Origin of the sequence: Streptomyces sp. NPDC001599 (assembly GCF_042893535.1) — a bacterium.
Lineage (GTDB): Bacteria > Actinomycetota > Actinomycetes > Streptomycetales > Streptomycetaceae > Streptomyces.
Map to the genome: position 1 here is coordinate 136899 of NZ_JBIAVA010000016.1, position 16870 is coordinate 153768.

The following is a 16870-nucleotide window of genomic DNA, read 5'->3' on the forward strand; positions in this document are numbered from 1 at the left end:
GCGTCAGCACGGGCTTCGACCACCGCGAACCGAGATCATCGCCTGGCGTGTCAACTTCCAGCCGTCGCCGTGTCGTTCGACGTAACCGAGTGCTCGAAGCTCGTACAGCCTCGCGACCGCGTCGTCCTGGGTGGTCTGGGCGCGGATCGCCACCTCCCCCGCCGTAGACGTTCCCCGCCCGGGGAGCCCGGCCAGCACCTGGCGGGTCCGGGACTCCAGCAGATCGGTGGGGAGGACCGGCCCGCGCCGCTCCGGCGGCAGCTCTCCCATGTCGCCGACCAGCTCGACCACCTCGGCGGCGTCGCCGACGAGCACCGCGTCGCCGCGCAGCATCTCGTGCACCCCCGCGGAGAGGGCACTGGTCGCCGGTCCGGGCACGCCCATCACGTGCCGGCCCAGCCGCCGGGCCGCCCGGGCCGTGACCAGCGAACCGCTGCGGCGGGCGGCTTCGACGACCACGGTGCCCCTGGTGAGCGCGGCGATGACCCGGTTGCGCAGGATGAATCTGCTCGGTGTCGGGTGATCGCCCGGTGGCAGCTCGCCGACGACCAGGCCCTGTTCGGCGATCCTGGTGATCAGCGCGGTGTGCCCGGGAGGGTAGGGGCGGTCGACCCCGCAGGCGAGGACCGCCGCGGTGGCGCCGCCTGCGCCGAGGGCCCCGCGGTGGGCGGCGCCGTCGATCCCGTAGGCGCCGCCCGACACCACGACCCAGCCGCGCTCGGCCAGGCCGGCGGCGAGGGTGACGGCCATGTGGGCGCCGTACTCGGTGCAGGCGCGGGCGCCGACGACGGCGACCGACCTGAGCGCCCACATGCGCAGACTGGGCCCGCCCCGCACCCACAGCCCGAGCGGCCGGGCGTCTCCGAGGTCGTCGAGCTGACCCGGCCATTCCGCGGTCCCGGGGACCACGAACCGCGCCCCCGCGGACCGGGCGACGGCCAGGTCACGGCGCGGATCGGCCCGGCCGGCCCGAGCGCACAGCCCGGCCCACCGCTTCTCGCTCACCCCCGGCAGCGCGCGCCCTCCCTCGCGCAGGCGCCGCACCACCTCCGGGACACCGCGCTCCCGCACCCACCGCCCACCCGTCTCGTCACCGGGCTCGAGCACCCGGGCGAGGAAGACCCTCCCGAGCAGCTCTCGGCTCTCCGGCCTCCCACTCCCCGCGCCGCTCGCGTCGGCGCCCGGGCCCGCACCACCGGGCCCGGCGGTGGAACGGCTTTCCGGGACGGAACGGGGCCCGGCGGCGGCGCCGTCCACGGCCGCGGCAGCGCCCCCGTCGCGGACGTGACCGCTGATCGCGGCGTCCTGCGGTGCCAGGGCCACCGCCCCGCCCTCGGCCGGACTTCCGCCGCCGAAGGACACGGCGGCGTCGGGGAAGAGAGTCTCGCCCTCCTTCGGCCCGGTGTCGCCGCCCGGAGCGGCGTCCTCCGGTGGCCTGGTGTCCCCGCTCATGCCAGTGCTCCCAGGGCCATCGGGACGCCCCGCGGCACCCCGGTGCGCAGTTGCAGTGCGAGGGCGACGTCCCGTGCGTCGGGGCGGTCGTGGCCGACGAGGTCCGCGACGGTCCAGGCGACGCGCAGGACCCGGTCGAGTCCGCGGGCGGTGAGCACGCCACGTTCCAGACTGCGCTCCGCCTCGTCCAGCGCACCGGCTGCTGCGCGCCAGCGGCTGCGCAGCTCCCGGCCGGGCACCTCGCTGTTCGACCGCCACGGGGTCCCCGCGAGGCGTGCGGCCGCCCGGTCCCGGGCCGCCCGCACCCGGTCGGCGACGGCCCCGGTGGAGTCGCCCCGGGGGCCGTCACCGGCCAGCTGGCTGCGGGTGACCCGTTCCACCTCGACCCGCAGGTCGACCCGGTCGAGCAGGGGTCCGGACAGCCTGGCCTGGTAGCGGCGGATCGCCGAGGACGGGCATTCGCACAGCTCGTCGGTCCGCGAGAACCGCCCGCAGGGGCAGGGATTGGCGGCGAGCACCATCAGGAACCGCGCCGGGAAGCGCACCACGCCCGCACTGCGCGCGATGACGACGTGCCCGGCCTCCAGCGGCTGACGCAGCGCGTCCAGCACGTGGCTGCTGAACTCCGGGGTCTCGTCCAGGAACAGGACGCCCCGGTGCGCCAGCGACACCGCTCCGGGCCGCGCGATGCCGGGGCCGCCGCCGACGAGGGACTGCATGGTGGCGGAGTGGTGGGGAGCGCAGTAGGGGGCCACGTCGATCAGCGGCTTGCCCGGCGGCAGCAGCCCCGCCACCGAGTGCACGGCGGTGACTTCGAGGGACTCCGCCCGGCAGAGCCGGGGCAGGATGGCGGGCAGCCGCTCGGCGAGCATGGTCTTGCCGGCGCCCGGCGGGCCTTCCAGGAACAGGTGGTGGCGACCGGCCGCGGCGACCTCCACCGCCGTGCGCGCCGACTCCTGGCCGACGACGTCGGCGAGGTCGTGCCCGTGGTCCTGGGCCGCTTCCATGCTGTGCATTCCGGTGGCCGCGCCCGTTCCGGGCATGCGCAGACCGGCCATGAGCGGGTCGGGGCGGCCCTGAAGGTCCTGTTCCTCCTCCGGTACGGGTTCGTCGGCGAGGACGGCGATGAGCTGGCGCAGGCTGCGCACCCCGAGCACCGACACGCCTGGGACCAGGGACGCCTCGGCCGCGGCGCACTCCGGCACGACCACCTGTTCGTAGCCGGCCTCGGCGGCGGCCAGGACCGCCGGCAAAATGCCGCGCACCGGCCGCACCCGGCCGTCGAGACCCAGCTCTCCGATCATCACGATGTCGGCCAGGACACGCGGGTCGATCCGCTCCGCCGCGCCCAGGACGCTCGCGGCGACGGCGAGGTCGAAGCCGCTGCCGCTCTTGGGCACCGAGGCCGGGCTGAGACCGACCGTCAGCTTCTTCTGGGGCCACTGAGCACCCGAGTTCACCACGGCCGCCCGTACCCGGTCGCGGCTCTCCGTGAGGCTCTTGTCCGGCAGTCCCACCAGCGTGAAGGCCGCGACGCCCGGTTCCAGGTCGGCCTGGACCTCGACCACCACGCCCTCGACGCCGACGAGCGCCACCGAGCACGTACGCGCGAACCCCATCACGCCACCCCCCTGGCGTGCTCGACCACCGGTGCGCCGCGCTGCGGGAGGAGCACGCCGACCAGGTCGATCCGGACACCGCCGGGCGGGGCTCCTCCGTGGGTCTGGATCCAGCGCTCCGCGAGTCGCCGCAGCCGCTCCGCCTTGTCCGGGGTCACGGCGGCCATCGGGTGCTCGAAGGAGCCGCCCCTGCGCGTCTTGACCTCGCAGACGACCAGGACGTCTCCGTCCCGGGCCACGATGTCGATCTCGCCGGTTCTGCCACAGCGCCAGTTGCGCTCCAGGACGGTCATTCCGGCCCCGGTCAGCCTGCGGGCGGCGAGGGTCTCGCCGTACCTGCCCATCGCACCTCGTGCGTTCATGTCGGCACCACCTCCGGCACCAACGATCACGCAGACGGGCGAGTCCCGTTACTCACAGTGAACTACTCACCGGTTGTGGAAAACTCCGTCACCCGCCGGGAAGCTCCAGGTCACTCTTGTTCAGCTCCTCGATGTTCACGTCCTTGAACGTCAACACCCTCACCTGCTTGACGAACCGGGCGGGCCGGTACATGTCCCACACCCAGGCATCAGCCATGGAGACCTCGAAGAACACCTCGCCCTGCACCGAGTGCACCTGCATCTCGTAGTCATTGGTGAGGTAGAAACGCCGCTCGGTCTCGATCACGTATTTGAACAGGCCGACGACATCGCGGTACTCCCGGTAGAGCTTGAGCTCCATCTCGGTCTCGTACTTCTCGAGGTCCTCGGCGCTCATGGCATGTTCCCCTTCAGCCGTGCGGTCCCACCATTGTGCGCCAGTCCCGTGCGGCCCTAGACGATTTCGGTGTCCAGGGTCACCGGCCCGGCCGGGGGACCTTCGTCGAGCAGCGTGCGCAGCAGCTCGGCGAGTCTGGTCGGATACACCGTCTCACGTGCCCGGGTCAGTTCCTCACACGTCCACCAGCGCGCTCCGGCGACGCTGCGCCGCTCCAGTTCGGTGAGGCCGGGGCCGACCGCCTCGGTGGCGGTCCGGGCGGTGCGGGCCAGGTAGTACCACTCGTCCTGGTCCCAGCGGCGGCCCGCGAAGGGGAAGGAGCACCTGCGCCGCCAGAGCACCGGGCCGAGTTCGACGTCGGTGATGCCGGTCTCCTCCAGCAGTTCGCGCCGGGCGGCCTCCGCACGGGTCTCGTCGCCCTCCACACCGCCGCCGGGGGTGAACCACCAGTCGTCGGCCGGATCGTCCGGTTCGTGGCCGTGGAGGAGCAGGATGCGGTCCTCGGGGTCGAGCAGCACGACCCGGGCGACCCGGCGCAGCCCACCCTCGTAGGTGTCCTGTCCTGCGGGTGTCACCTCAGCGCCCACCGGCCGGCTCCGCTCCCTTGCGGGCCCGGGAGGCCGCGGCCCGTTTGGCGAGGGGCCCGTAGGCCGCGCCGCCCAGGATCAGCACGGCACCGGCGATCACCAGGACGACCACGGTCCGCAGCGGGCCCGGCGAGGAGAGATCGCCCAGCGTCTCGAAACCGGTGGGCCGCTCCAGCATGCCGTTCATGGGCCAGGCCACGGCGTCCACGCGGGCGTCCACGGCGCCGCGCGACACGGTGCCGCCGGCCGCGTCGGTCAGGTGGGCGGTGGAGTCCACGGAGTTGTCCCGCTCGTCGCCGAGCAGGAACAGGCGGCCCTCCGGGACGGTCACGGTCTGGAAGTCGCTGATCTCGGCCGGGGTGCCCGCGGGCAGGTACGGCTCGTCGATCACCTTGCCGTTGACCTTCAGCTTGCCCTTCTGGCAGCAGGAGACGGTGTCCCCGCCGACGGCGACGACCCGCTTGACCATGGGGGCGTTGGCCCAGGTCGCGTCCTTGAACACGACGACGTCGCCACGGCGCACGTCGGTGCCGTCGATGCGCTGCGCGAGGACCCGGTCACCGGCGTCGATCGTCGGCGTCATGGAGCTGGTCGGCACGGTGTAGGGCCGGTAGACCACCGCACCCCAGGCGAAGCCGCCGAGGAACAGCACCAGGCCCAGCGCCACCGCGATGCCGGACAGCCGCTGTCCGGTCCGGCTGCCCACCGGGACCTTGTTCGCTCCGCTGCCGCGCGGGACCGTACGTGTCGTGCTCTCGCCACCCATGGAGCGGCACCTTACCCGGCGGTACGCCCACGGGGCAGCCCCCTCCCGGAGGCCGGAAGGGGGCTTGTCGAACCGCGGCGGGATACGCGAGGGGTCAGCGGGTCTCGGCCGGGGCGGTGCGACGACGGCGCCACCACACGAACGGGACCGCACCGGCGACGGCCAGCCCCTGGGGCGCGACCGACAGCGCGGCGGCGGCCGAGGACCGGGCCTGCAGACCGTCCTGGTCGAAGGTGTCGGGGACGGACAGGGTGCCCCAGCGGTTCATCGGCCAGGCGACCACGATGGCGCGGCCGACGACCTCGTCCACCGGGACCATGCCGCCGTTCTTGTCGGACTGGTTGTAGCGGGAGTCCCGGGAGTTCTGCCGGTGGTCGCCCATGACCCAGATTTTGCCCTCGGGCACCGTGACCTTGAACCGCCCGCCCTGGTCGTCGTCCGAGCACGGCGTGTTGCCCGGGTAGACGTAGGGCTCGTTCAGCGCCTTGCCGTTGACCTTGAGCGGGCCGGTCTTGTTGCACTCGACCGTGTCACCGGCGACCCCGATCACCCGCTTGATCAGGTCCTTCTCTTCCGCGGACGGCATCAGGCCGATCCAGCTGAGGACCGTCTGCAGCGCGTTCGGGTCGGGTGTCGGCTCGCCCGCCAGCCAGTCGGCCGGGTCGTGGAAGACCACGACCTCGCCGCGCTCGGGCTCGGAGCCGAACCAGGGGGTCAGCTTGTCGACCAGGACCCGGTCACCGATCTGAAGGGTGTTCTCCATCGAGGAGGAGGGGATCGAGAACGCCTGCACCAGGAACGTCTTGATCAGCAGGGCGAGCACCAGCGCGATGCCGATCAGGATCGGCAGCTCCTTCCAGAAGGAGCGCTGCTTCTTGGCCGCGGGAGGGGTCGCGGGCGGCGTCCCGCCGACTCCCTCGTCCTCCGTCCCGCCGTTGTGTCCGTCCTGCCCGCGCTGTCCGTTCGTCACCCTGCCGTCCTCGGTTCCGGAGCCGTATCCGGAGTCGGGGGCGCCGACCGCGGCCGGACCGGACCTCTCCTCGGGGCGTCCGCGGTTCTCCTCGCCGTCGTGACCGGACCGTGCGCCAACCGCCACATCCCCCACGCCAACTCCTCACTCTCTGCCGCCGCCTGCCCCGGATACGGCGCAGGCCCACCACTCCCATAACGAGCGGGAGTTCCGCAGGGGTCGGGAGTTCCATCATCGCGTTCGGATCGTAGGGGGCAACCCTATGCGACGGCGCGGGAGCGGCGGTCGAACCGGAGGCCGCGTCGGACACGGACGCGTACGTTTTCGGCTCGTCCAGGGTGGTCCAGTGACCGAACGGCCACGCGATCACCATGGCCCGCCCCACCACCTCGTCCTCGGACACGGTGCCGAAGTCGGTCTCCTGGTGGAAGCGGGAGTCGGCGGAGTTCGACCGGTGGTCGCCCATCACCCACAGCCGCCCCTCGGGGACGGTGACGTCGAACGGCGTCCGGGACGGGCTGTCCCCGGGGTACAGATAGTCCTCGTTCAGGGGAACGTCGTTGACGGTGACGCGGCCCTGTTTGTCACAGCACTTGACGTGGTCCCCGCCCACGCCGACGACCCGCTTGATGAGGTCCTTCTCGTCGTCGGACGGCAGCAGTCCGATGAAGGCGAGGCCTTCCTTGACCTGTTTGACGACGACGGGGTCGTCCTTCTTGGTGGTCTGCTCGCCCTGGAGCCAGCCGCCGGGGTCCCGGAAGACGACGACGTCCCCGCGCTGCGGCTCGGAGCCGAACCAGGGGGTGAGCTTGTCCACCAGGACCCGGTCACCGATCCGGATGGTCTGCTCCATGGAGCCCGACGGGATCACGAAGGCCTGGACGAGGAAGGTCTTGAGCACCAGCGCTATGAGGACGGCGACGCCGACGAGGAGCGGGATCTCCTTCACGGCGCCACGTCTGCGCCGCCGTTTGACCTTGCGCTGGAGTTTGCGGCGCTCGGCGCGCGAGCGGCCGCCGGACGGCGCGGCGGTGCGCCTCGACCCGGTGGGCAGCAGGTTCTCCGTGGGGCTGCTGGGCGCTCCCCGCGGCTTGCCCCGGCTACCCATCGGCGTCCTCGGCCGGCGCCGCTCCGGCCCCGGCACCGGATACGGCGCCGGATGCGGTCCCGGCACCGGCCTCCGCGTCCGGCACGCGCGCGTAGGCGTCGGGGCGCTCGATGCGGGTGGCGTGGCCGACGGGCCAGACGATCCAGTCGGCGCGGCCGATCACGTCGTCCAGCGGAACCATCCCGCCCCCCGGGGAGCCCAGGTGGTCGCGGGAGTCGCTGGAGTCGGCCCGGTGGTCGCCGAGGACGAAGAGCGTGCCGTCGGGGACGACGACGTCGAAGGGCACCGTGGACGGGCGGTCGCCGGGGTACAGGAACGCCGACTCGTCGACCGACTGGCCGTTCACCCGGACCCTCCCCTCCTCGTCGCAGCACACCACATGGTCCCCGCCCACACCGACAACGCGTTTGATGTAGTCGCCGTGCCCGAAGCTCCCGGTGCCGTCGAAGACGACGATGTCTCCCCGTCGCGGCCGACCGTCGAAACGGTACGCCAACTTATTTACGAGAACCCGGTCACCGATCCTCAATCCGCGCTCCATCGATCCGCTGGGGATCTGGAACGGCTGCAGGACGAAGGTGCTGACCAGCAGCAGGAACAGCAGGAGGATCAGCAGCGTCACGGTGATCCGGCCGCCCGGCACCCAGTCCCTGATCCGCCCCGTGAACGCGGAACGCGACCGTTCCTCCGGGCCCTCCGGATCCGAGGGCTGCTCGGAGTCGGAAGGGCGGGAGGAGCGGTCGCGCTCCGTGTGCTGTGTTTCGGTGTCCATCGGGGCCAGATGCTATCCGGCCCCGGCGCGGACCCCGGAGGGCGCTCAGCTCTCGCGCTTCTCCTTGATCTTCGCGGCCTTGCCGCGCAGCTCGCGCAGGTAGTACAGCTTGGCGCGGCGCACGTCACCGCGGGTGACGAGCTCGATCTTCTCCACGATCGGGGTGTGCACCGGGAAGGTGCGCTCGACGCCGACGGAGAAGGAGACCTTGCGGACCGTGAAGGTCTCGCGCACGCCGGCGCCCTGACGGCGGATGACGACGCCCTTGAACTGCTGCACACGGGAGCGGTTGCCCTCGATGACGCGCACGTGGACGTTGACGGTGTCGCCGGGGCGGAAGGCCGGGACGTCGCTGCGCAGCGACGCGGCGTCGACGGAGTCGAGCAGGTGAGACATTTCGTCTGCTTTCTTCGCCGATGCCACAGGTCATCGACGGAAACTAGGTGTTTCGGAATCAGGGTCGTGCGGGTCGGGACGGGCGTCGTCTCCCCCTGTGGCAGGGGCGCGCTCCGGACGGACGCACAACAGCCGCCTATTCTTCCATGCCCGGCGTCCTGCGCCAAAATCGGCCGTACGGTTCCCCGTCAAGGTCGGGCTGCCAGCCCAGGATGGAGAGCATCTCGCGGTCCTTCTTGTCGAAGGCCGCGGGATCGCACCGTTCGATCAGGTCGGGCCGGTTGGCCGTGGTGCGGCGCAGGGCCTCGTCGCGGCGCCAGCGGGCGATCTTCCCGTGGTGGCCGCTGAGCAGCACGTCCGGGATGCCGCGCCCGCGCCACTGCGGCGGCTTGGTGTGGACGGGGCCCTCCAGCAGGTTGGCCATGGCGCCGGGGGCGAAGGAGTCGTCCCGGTGGGACTCGGCGTTGCCGAGCACGCCGGGCAGCAGCCGGGCCACGGCCTCGGTGACGACGAGTACGGCCGCCTCTCCGCCGGCCAGCACGTAGTCGCCGATGGACACCTCGTACACGGGCATCCGGGTCGCGTACTCGTCGACGACGCGGCGGTCGATGCCCTCGTAGCGGGCGGGGGTGAAGATCAGCCAGGGCCGCTCGGAGAGGTGGACGGCGAGTTCCTGGGTGAACGGGCGGCCGCTGGGCGTGGGCACGATGAGGGCGGGCTCGCCCGACCCCGTCTCGTAGCCGTCGGCCAGGACGGAGTCCAGGGCGTCGCCCCAGGGCTCGGTCTTCATGACCATGCCGGGACCGCCGCCGTAGGGGGTGTCGTCGACCGTGTTGTGGCGGTCGTACGTCCACTCGCGCAGGTCGTGCACGTGGACGCCGAGCTGTCCGCGCGCGCGTGCCTTGCCGACCAGGGAGACGTTCAGCGGTTCCAGGTACTCGGGGAAGATCGTGACGACGTCGAGCCGCATCAGGCGTCTTCTCCCGGACCGTCGGCGTCCTCGCGCGAGGAGGCGACCTCCGCCCTGTCGTCGATCAGGCCGGGCGGCGGATCGATGACCGCGCGCTGCCCGTCGAGGTCGATCCCGGTGACGATCTCGGAGACGAACGGCACGTAGACCTCGCTGCCGTCGGGGCGCTCCACCACGAAGAGGTCCTGGGTGGGCAGGTGGGAGATCTCGGTGATGCGGCCGACCTCGGTACCGTCCTCGGTGACCACGTCGAGGTCGATCAGCTGGTGGTCGTAGTACTCGTCCTCGTCCTCGGGCCGCTCGTCGGGGTCGACGTCGGCGATCAGGAGGGTGTTGCGCAGCGCCTCGGCGCCGGTGCGGTCGTGGACGCCGGCGAAACGCAGCAGGAGGCGGCCGCTGTGCACCCGGCCGGACTCGATGGTGAGCGGCCCGGTGGCGGCGGGGTCGGTGGCCAGTACGGCACCGGGCCCGAGCCTCAGCTCCGGCTCGTCCGTGCGGACCTCGACGGTCACCTCGCCCTTGATTCCGTGGGCGCGGCCGATGCGCGCGACTACCAGCTGCACTGTGCTTGATCTCCTGTCGGAACTGCGGACGAGCCGCTCGGAGGCCGTAGGGTCGGTCTCCGGGCTCATACGACTGCGGGCCGGGGACGGCCCAGTGGCCTTCCCCGGCCCGAGCCGGTGCTGCGATTGGCGTCAGCGGACGTGGTCCACGTCGACGAGGTCGACGCGGACACCGCGACCGCCGATGGCGCCCACGACGGTGCGCAGCGCGCGTGCGGTGCGGCCGTTGCGGCCGATCACCTTGCCGAGGTCGTCGGGGTGGACCCGGACCTCGAGCACCCGCCCGCGGCGCAGGTTGCGCGAGGCGACCTGCACATCGTCGGGGTTGTCGACGATGCCCTTCACGAGGTGCTCGAGAGCCTCCTCGAGCATGCTCAGGCCTCGGACGCGGAGGACTCGGCGGCGGCCTCGTCCTTCTTGTCGGCCTTCTTCTTCTGGGTGATCGCCTCACCCTTGCCCTCGTCCTCGCCACCGATCGCCTCGAAGGACGGGCGGGCCGCCTTCTCGGCCGGCTGGAGCAGCGGAGCCGGGGCGGGCTCGCCCTTGAACTTCTGCCAGTCGCCGGTCTTCTTCAGGATGGCGAGCACGGGCTCGGTCGGCTGGGCGCCGACACCGAGCCAGTACGCGACACGCTCGGCGTCGACCTCCATCACCGACGGGTTGTACGTCGGGTGGTACTTGCCGATCTCCTCGATGGCCCGGCCGTCACGGCGGGTACGGGAGTCGGCGACGACGATGCGGTAGTGAGGCGAACGGATCTTGCCCAGACGCTTCAGCTTGATCTTGACTGCCACGGGAGTGGGTTCTCCTGGATTTGACGTGGGTGGGCACGGCGAGAGAGCCGCGTGGGGTTGCGGTACCCGAGTGCCCGATGGACGCGTCAGCCGGAGGAGAGAGGGGTCCTGTGCGACTGTCGAGTACAGCTAGCCATTGTGCCACACGCGGGCAGGCCCGTCGGACGGCGGGCTCCGGGCCCGCCCGGGGGCGGACCACTCGCCTCCGGACGACGGCGCCCGGCCCCGGTCCGGCTGCCACGAGCAGCCGGGCCGTCAGCTCACTCCCGCGCCGACCACCTCCGGGATCCGGAAGGGCTTGCCGCAGCCGCCGCACATGATCGGCGCCTGGGCCAGCACGGACGGGACGACGCGGACGTTGCGCCCGCAGTCGCAGACCGCCTTCACGCGCACCCCTCCCCCGGAGGAGCCGTGCCGGGCGGCCGGACCGCGGAAGCTGCGGGCCGTGTCGGTCGCGGTGGCGACGGTGTGGGCCTTCAGCGCGCGCTGGAGGCGTTCGATCGTCGGGCGGTACCGGCGCTTCGCCTCGGGGGTGAGCGTGACCAGCGAGAAGCCGCTGCTGGGATGCGGCTCCTCGGGGTGGTCCAGGCCCAGCTCCTCGGCGATCGCGAGGAATCGACGGTTGTGGTAGCGCCCCGCGCGGGAGGTGTCGCGTACTCCGCGCGCGGCGGCGATGCCGTGGACTGCCTCATGAAGCAGTCGCTCGAAGGAGAGCTCGTGCCCGCAGGCGGACGACGACTCTCCGATCAGGGACTCGGGCGCGGCAAGATCGGGCAGCTCGGTGTGGTGCCGCTGAATGTCGGCCCACGCCTGCGCCAGCTCTGCGGCGAGAACAGGTGGTGTCGTGCTCACGTAATGACAACGAGCCGGGGTGCCGCTGTGTTCCTATTCCGGGGCATCCCAAATAATTTGCACGTACCAGTCAGTTGCCGCTGATGCGTCCCGACGAGGGCGGGTGCGCTGATCTGCGGAGAAGCCTCACAGCTCATACCAAGCTGGTGCGTAGTCCGACGTACGTACCAGCGCGTAACCGCCGTCCACGCGCCGGAGTGCGAGGGGCCCGCGCGGGCGCAAGGGGCGTTTCGGCCGCTGTCGCCCCGGAGGGGCGCCGTCCGAGTGGACGCGTCGACGGACGTGACGTTACCGGGTGCGCCACCGGCGTGCGGCACCGCCCCGCCTCCCCGCCCGTCCGGGCGCCGCACGGTCCCCACCGGCCCGGCCGACCTTGGCCGAAACCGCGCCGTCGACCCAGCGGCCACCCACGGTCATCGACCGGCGACACGATCCGGCCATCCGGGCCGGGGCGCCGGACGGGGATGTCCCGGGTACCACGCGGCCAGGCCCGTGTTGCCGGGAAGTGAAATCTCGCCACGGTGCCGGGGATCGGGCAAAACGGGCCCCGCCACCACTGGACGCCACGGCGAGCCCGGAGTTACCTGGCATACGGGGGGAGTGCGAGCGCACTGCACGGGGGCCACGGAATCGGGCACGGCGGCAACACTCGGCGATTGGGGCACCTTCCTATGACACCTACGCTCGTGCGGCAGCACTCGTCTCACGCGGAGGCGACGCCTCACGTGGACCTGCGTGCACGCGCGCGTGACTGGTCCGAGATACAGGAGCGGATGCTCGTACCGCTCTACGAGGCCGTCTACGAGCGACTGGACGTGGGCGGCGACACCCGGATGCTGGGCCTGGGCTGCGGTTCCGGACTCGCGCTGCTGATGGCCGCCTCGCGCGGTGCGGCGGTGACCGGGGTCGACTCCCGCTCTCCGGAACTCCTGGACCTCGCCCGTCGGCGCCTGCTGCCCGGGACGTCCGACGAACCCGGGACGGGCGGCACGGGGAGCACGCGCACACGCACGCGTACCGACCCGCCACGCATCGTCGAGGGCTCGCCCGGGGACGCGGCGGACCCGACGGCACCGGCGTTCAGCCTGGTGACCGCCTTCGAACCCACCGGGTGCCGCGCGGGTGACTCGGAGGCGCTCGGGGACCTGCTCGCCCGGGCGACGCCGCTCGCCGCGCGCGGGGCGGCCGTGGTGCTGGCCGGCTGGGGCCCGCCCGAGCGGTGCGCCACGACGTCGGTGCTGCGGGTGGCGGCCAGGCTCACCGACCCGATGCGCGGCACGGGCGGCTGGCGCCCCGCCCTGCGCGACGAACTGGAGGAGGTCGCCCAGCGGGCCGGGCTCAGGCCGGACGGCTCGGGGCGGGTGGCGTGTCCGTTCGGCTACGCCGACACGGGCAGCGCGGTGCGCGGGCTGCTGTCGACCGGGCTGTTCGACGCGGCGGTCGCGGCGACCGACCGGGAGCAGGTCGACAAGGAGCTGACGGAGGCACTGCATCCGCACCAGCGGCCCGACGGGACCGTATGGATGCCGAACGTGTTCCGCTATCTGATCGCCCGGGTCCCCTGACTACTGGTTCACCCGTATGACGCCGATCCCCGCGGGCGCCACGAGTGTCGAGGTCCGGCGAAGGGCGCTCACGCCTCCGGGTCGTCCTTCGTCAGCCGGGTGATCCCGGCGATGCGGTACGCCTCCGCCTCGTCCAGCGTCTCGCTCGCCAGCAGCGACTCGGCGAGCGCGTCCAGCTGTCCCCGGTGGTCGCGCAGCTTGCGCACGGCCTCCTCGTAGCAGGAGTCCACGACCCGCCGCATCTCGCCGTCGATCGCGTCGAGCGTCTGGGGTGCGGCGGCGAGGCCGTACGCCTGCTGCGCGTCGCCGGGGAGGGCGGAGAGCCGTCCGACCCGCTCGCTCATGCCCCACCGCGCCACCATCCCGCGGGCGATGTTGGTGACCTGTTCGAGGTCGCTCTCCGAACCGGTGGTGATCACGCCGTACACGACCTGCTCGGCCGCCATGCCGCCCAGCGCCCCGATGATCCGCCCGCGCAGGTACTCCTCGGTGTACGCGTACTTGTCCGCGTCCGGCGTCGACAGCGTCACCCCGAGGGCCCGGCCGCGCGGCACGATGGTGATCTTGCGGACGGGGTCGGCGCCCGGCTGCAGCATGCCCAGCAGGGCGTGACCGCTCTCGTGGTAGGCGGTGCGCCGGCGCTCCTCCTCGGGCATCACCAGCGGGCGCTCGGCCCCCAGCTGGACCTTCTCCAGCGCCTCGGAGAGGTTCGCCTGCGTCACCCGTTCCTGCTTCCGCTTCACCGCGAGCAGCGCCGCCTCGTTGGCGAGGTTGGCGAGTTCGGCGCCGGTCATGCCCGGCGTCGTACGGGCGACCTGGGCGAGGTCGACGTCCGGGGCGAGCGGGATCTCACGGGTGTGGATCTCCAGGATCGCCTCCCGGCCACCGCGGTCCGGCGGCGAGACGCTGACCACCCGGTCGAAGCGGCCGGGCCGGGTCAGGGCCGCGTCCAGGATGTCCGCACGGTTGGTGGCCGCGATGACGATCACGCCCTCCGAGCCGGAGAAGCCGTCCATCTCGGTGAGGATCTGGTTCAGGGTCTGCTCGCGCTCGTCGTGGCCGCCCATGCCGGAGCCGCCGCCCCGGGCACGGCCGATGGTGTCGATCTCGTCGATGAAGATGATCGACGGCGCCACCTTGCGGGCCTCCGCGAACAGCTCCCGCACCCGGGAGGCGCCCACGCCCACGATCATCTCGATGAACTCGGACGCCGACGCGGAGAAGAACGGCACGCCCGCCTCTCCGGCCACCGCGCGCGCGAGAAGCGTCTTTCCCGTACCGGGCGGGCCGGTCAGCAGCACGCCCCGGGGCATCTTGGCGCCCATGCGGCGATAGGCGTCCGGGTTCTTCAGGAAGTCGACGACGTCGCTCAGCTCGCCCTCCACCTCGTCGATCCCGGCGACGTCGGCGAAGGTGGTGCGCGGCTTCCCGGCCTCCAGCTCGACCGGCTTGGGCGGCGCCTTGCGGCCCAGCATCCCGCCCGCCCCGCCGCCCAGGGCGCCCCGCATGCGCCGCGCGACGAAGATCCACAGCACCACCAGGAGCAGCATCGGAGCCAGCGCGATCAGCAGGTTGACCAGGAAGCTGCGGTGCTGCACGACGGGCTCGGCGGTGACGGTGACCTTGTTCTTCGTCAGGTCGGCCCAGAGCCGGTCGTCCGCGAAGGTCGGGCGCTCGGTCGTGAACTTGGTGTACGTCCCGTCGCCCTCGGGATTGTCCCGGGCCTTCTTCAGCTGGCCCTGGATCGCGTCGCCCTTGGCGTAGATCTTGCTGACGTTGCCCTCGTCGACCTGCTTGCTGAACTCCGTGTAGGAGATGGTCGGCTCGTCGCCCTCGTTGAAGAAGGAGAGCACGAGGTTGGCGATGAGGTAGACGATCAGCGCGGCCAGGATCAGGTTCCACCAGCCGCCGCGCATCCTCCGGCCGCCGGGCGGCGGTTTGGGCGGCTCGTCCGGCGTGCCCTCGGTCCGCCAGGGCGGCTCCGGTGCCTTGCGCGGCGGGGACGGATTGGTCATATCCGGACGCTACGACAGGAAAGCCGCGCGGGCATGTGGGTGTACGACGCCGGGGCGCCCCCTGCGGCAGGAGGCGCCCCGGCGACGTACTACGTCCGAACGGGCGGTCAGCCCATGAACTTCTTGAACTCGTCCGGCAGCTCGAAGTCCTGCCCGCCCTGCTGCGGCAGCCCGAGGGCACCCCCGCTCTGCGCGGCGGCGGCACGCCGGGCGGCCTCCTCCTGCTCCTGCTGCTTGCGCTTCATCGGGTTGCCCGAGCGCTGCTTGCCCTTGGCCTTCTTCTGCTGCTTCTTCTGCCGGCCGGGACCACCACCCATGCCCGGCATCCCCGGCATCCCGGGCATGCCGCCGCCCTGGGCCATGCGGGACATCATCTTGCGGGCCTCGAAGAACCGCTCGACGAGGTTCTTCACGGCGCTGACCTCGACGCCGGAACCCTTGGCGATACGGGCGCGGCGCGAGCCGTTGATGAGTGTCGGCTCCTGGCGCTCGGCCGGGGTCATCGACTTGATGATGGCGGCCGTGCGGTCGACGTCGCGCTCGTCGAGGTTGTTGATCTGGTCCTTCATCTGGCCCATGCCGGGCAGCATCCCCAAGAGCTTGGAGATCGAGCCCATTTTCCTGACCTGCTCCATCTGGGCCAGGAAGTCGTCCAGGGTGAAGTCCTGGCCCTTCTTGGACGCCAGCTTGGAGGCCATCTTCTCGGCCTCTTCCTGGCTGAACGTCTTCTCCGCCTGCTCGATCAGGGTGAGCAGGTCACCCATGTCGAGGATGCGGGAGGCCATCCGGTCAGGGTGGAAGGCGTCGAAGTCGTCGAGCTTCTCGCCGTTCGAGGCGAACATGATCGGCTTGCCGGTCACCGAGGCGATCGACAGGGCCGCGCCACCGCGGGCGTCGCCGTCGAGCTTGGAGAGCACCACGCCGTCGAAGCCGACACCGTCGCGGAAGGCCTCGGCGGTGTTGACCGCGTCCTGACCGATCATCGCGTCGACGACGAAGAGGATCTCGTCGGGGCTGACGGCGTCGCGGATGTCCGCGGCCTGCTGCATCAGCTCCTGGTCGATGCCCAGGCGGCCGGCGGTGTCGACGATGACCAGGTCGTGGACCTTGGCCTTGGCGAACTCGATGGAGTCCTTGGCGACCTTGACCGGGTCGCCCACGCCGTTGCCCGGCTCGGGGGCGTAGACCGCGACACCGGCGCGCTCGGCGACGACGCTCAGCTGGTTGACGGCGTTGGGGCGCTGGAGGTCACAGGCCACGAGCAGCGGGGAGTGGCCCTGCTCCTTGAGCCAGTGGCCGAGCTTGCCCGCGAGGGTGGTCTTACCGGCACCCTGGAGACCGGCCAGCATGATCACGGTCGGCGGCTGCTTGGCGAAGCGCAGGCGGCGGGTCTCGCCGCCGAGGATGCCGACCAGTTCCTCGTTGACGATCTTGAGGACCTGCTGGGCGGGGTTCAGCGCCTTGGAGACCTCGGCGCCCAGGGAGCGCTCCTTGACCTTCTTGATGAAGGCGCGCACGACGGGCAGTGCCACGTCGGCCTCGAGGAGCGCGATGCGGATCTCGCGGGCCGTGGCGTCGATGTCCGCCTCGGTCAGCCTGCCTTTGCCCCGGAGGGATTTGAAGGTGGCTGACAGGCGGTCGGAGAGAGTATCGAACACGGCGGCGTAGGTCCTCGCGTCGGC

General features: G+C 71.9%; 17 protein-coding genes and 1 pseudogene. 1 reads left to right on the plus strand and 17 read right to left on the minus strand.

Annotated elements, in window-relative coordinates; genetic code table 11:
* Positions 1-3: 3 nt before the first annotated feature.
* The 15 genes and pseudogenes from dprA to ACFYZ3_RS31750 all read right to left on the minus strand — a co-directional run bounded on the left by dprA (position 4) and on the right by ACFYZ3_RS31750 (position 11608).
* Complete coding sequence (gene dprA, locus ACFYZ3_RS31680; protein ID WP_388524883.1) at positions 4-1452, minus strand: DNA-processing protein DprA; 1449 nt, start codon at positions 1450-1452, stop codon at positions 4-6.
* Positions 1449-3071: a YifB family Mg chelatase-like AAA ATPase gene (locus tag ACFYZ3_RS31685; RefSeq protein ID WP_388524886.1), complete on the minus strand. Its 1623-nt coding sequence runs from the start codon at positions 3069-3071 to the stop codon at positions 1449-1451. The genes dprA and ACFYZ3_RS31685 overlap by 4 nt, the downstream gene beginning before the upstream one ends.
* Positions 3071-3433 (minus strand): YraN family protein, encoded by a 363-nt coding sequence (locus ACFYZ3_RS31690; protein ID WP_165285433.1) that lies wholly within the window; start codon positions 3431-3433, stop codon positions 3071-3073. The genes ACFYZ3_RS31685 and ACFYZ3_RS31690 overlap by 1 nt, the downstream gene beginning before the upstream one ends.
* A gap of 88 nt (positions 3434-3521) precedes the next feature.
* Positions 3522-3830 carry a DUF2469 domain-containing protein gene (locus tag ACFYZ3_RS31695; protein WP_003965949.1) on the minus strand — a complete coding sequence of 103 codons (309 nt, stop codon included), beginning with the start codon at positions 3828-3830 and terminating at the stop codon, positions 3522-3524.
* A gap of 56 nt (positions 3831-3886) precedes the next feature.
* Complete coding sequence (locus tag ACFYZ3_RS31700) at positions 3887-4417, minus strand: NUDIX hydrolase (RefSeq protein ID WP_361011497.1); 531 nt, start codon at positions 4415-4417, stop codon at positions 3887-3889.
* Positions 4407-5183, minus strand: a complete 777-nt coding sequence (lepB, locus tag ACFYZ3_RS31705; protein WP_388524890.1) for a signal peptidase I — start codon at positions 5181-5183, stop codon at positions 4407-4409. Before lepB (ACFYZ3_RS31705) ends, ACFYZ3_RS31700 begins: the two co-directional genes overlap by 11 nt.
* A 94-nt stretch (positions 5184-5277) precedes the next feature.
* Positions 5278-6288, minus strand: coding sequence for a signal peptidase I (gene lepB, locus ACFYZ3_RS31710; RefSeq protein ID WP_388524893.1), 1011 nt, complete (start codon positions 6286-6288; stop codon positions 5278-5280).
* A pseudogene (gene lepB, locus ACFYZ3_RS31715) lies at positions 6179-7261 on the minus strand (signal peptidase I); the annotation flags it as partial. The gene lepB (ACFYZ3_RS31710) and the pseudogene lepB (ACFYZ3_RS31715), both read right to left, overlap by 110 nt.
* On the minus strand, positions 7254-8033 hold the full coding sequence (gene lepB / locus ACFYZ3_RS31720) for a signal peptidase I (protein WP_388524896.1): 780 nt from the start codon (positions 8031-8033) through the stop codon (positions 7254-7256). The pseudogene lepB (ACFYZ3_RS31715) and the gene lepB (ACFYZ3_RS31720), both read right to left, overlap by 8 nt.
* Before the next feature lie 45 nt (positions 8034-8078).
* Positions 8079-8429 carry a 50S ribosomal protein L19 gene (gene rplS, locus ACFYZ3_RS31725; protein WP_016432403.1) on the minus strand — a complete coding sequence of 117 codons (351 nt, stop codon included), beginning with the start codon at positions 8427-8429 and terminating at the stop codon, positions 8079-8081.
* Positions 8430-8565: 136 nt separating this feature from the next.
* Positions 8566-9399 carry a tRNA (guanosine(37)-N1)-methyltransferase TrmD gene (trmD, locus tag ACFYZ3_RS31730; protein WP_388524898.1) on the minus strand — a complete coding sequence of 278 codons (834 nt, stop codon included), beginning with the start codon at positions 9397-9399 and terminating at the stop codon, positions 8566-8568.
* Complete coding sequence (gene rimM / locus ACFYZ3_RS31735; RefSeq protein ID WP_388524901.1) at positions 9399-9962, minus strand: ribosome maturation factor RimM; 564 nt, start codon at positions 9960-9962, stop codon at positions 9399-9401. Before rimM ends, trmD begins: the two co-directional genes overlap by 1 nt.
* A 132-nt stretch (positions 9963-10094) precedes the next feature.
* Complete coding sequence (locus ACFYZ3_RS31740; protein ID WP_003973401.1) at positions 10095-10334, minus strand: RNA-binding protein; 240 nt, start codon at positions 10332-10334, stop codon at positions 10095-10097.
* A 2-nt stretch (positions 10335-10336) separates the two neighbouring features.
* On the minus strand, positions 10337-10756 hold the full coding sequence (gene rpsP, locus ACFYZ3_RS31745) for a 30S ribosomal protein S16 (RefSeq protein WP_007444852.1): 420 nt from the start codon (positions 10754-10756) through the stop codon (positions 10337-10339).
* 255 nt (positions 10757-11011) lie between these two features.
* On the minus strand, positions 11012-11608 hold the full coding sequence (locus ACFYZ3_RS31750) for a hypothetical protein (RefSeq protein WP_052838381.1): 597 nt from the start codon (positions 11606-11608) through the stop codon (positions 11012-11014).
* Between the two features lie 671 nt (positions 11609-12279).
* On the opposite strand from ACFYZ3_RS31750, the gene ACFYZ3_RS31755 reads away from it, so the two are divergent.
* Positions 12280-13173 carry an SAM-dependent methyltransferase gene (locus tag ACFYZ3_RS31755; protein WP_361011483.1) on the plus strand — a complete coding sequence of 298 codons (894 nt, stop codon included), beginning with the start codon at positions 12280-12282 and terminating at the stop codon, positions 13171-13173.
* A 68-nt stretch (positions 13174-13241) separates the two neighbouring features.
* Here ACFYZ3_RS31755 and ftsH read toward each other — a convergent pair whose 3' ends face one another.
* Positions 13242-15188, minus strand: a complete 1947-nt coding sequence (gene ftsH / locus ACFYZ3_RS31760) for an ATP-dependent zinc metalloprotease FtsH (protein WP_388524905.1) — start codon at positions 15186-15188, stop codon at positions 13242-13244.
* 107 nt (positions 15189-15295) lie between these two features.
* Entirely contained in the window at positions 15296-16846 is a 1551-nt protein-coding gene (ffh, locus tag ACFYZ3_RS31765) for a signal recognition particle protein (protein WP_361011478.1), read from the minus strand.
* Positions 16847-16870 lie beyond the last annotated feature (24 nt).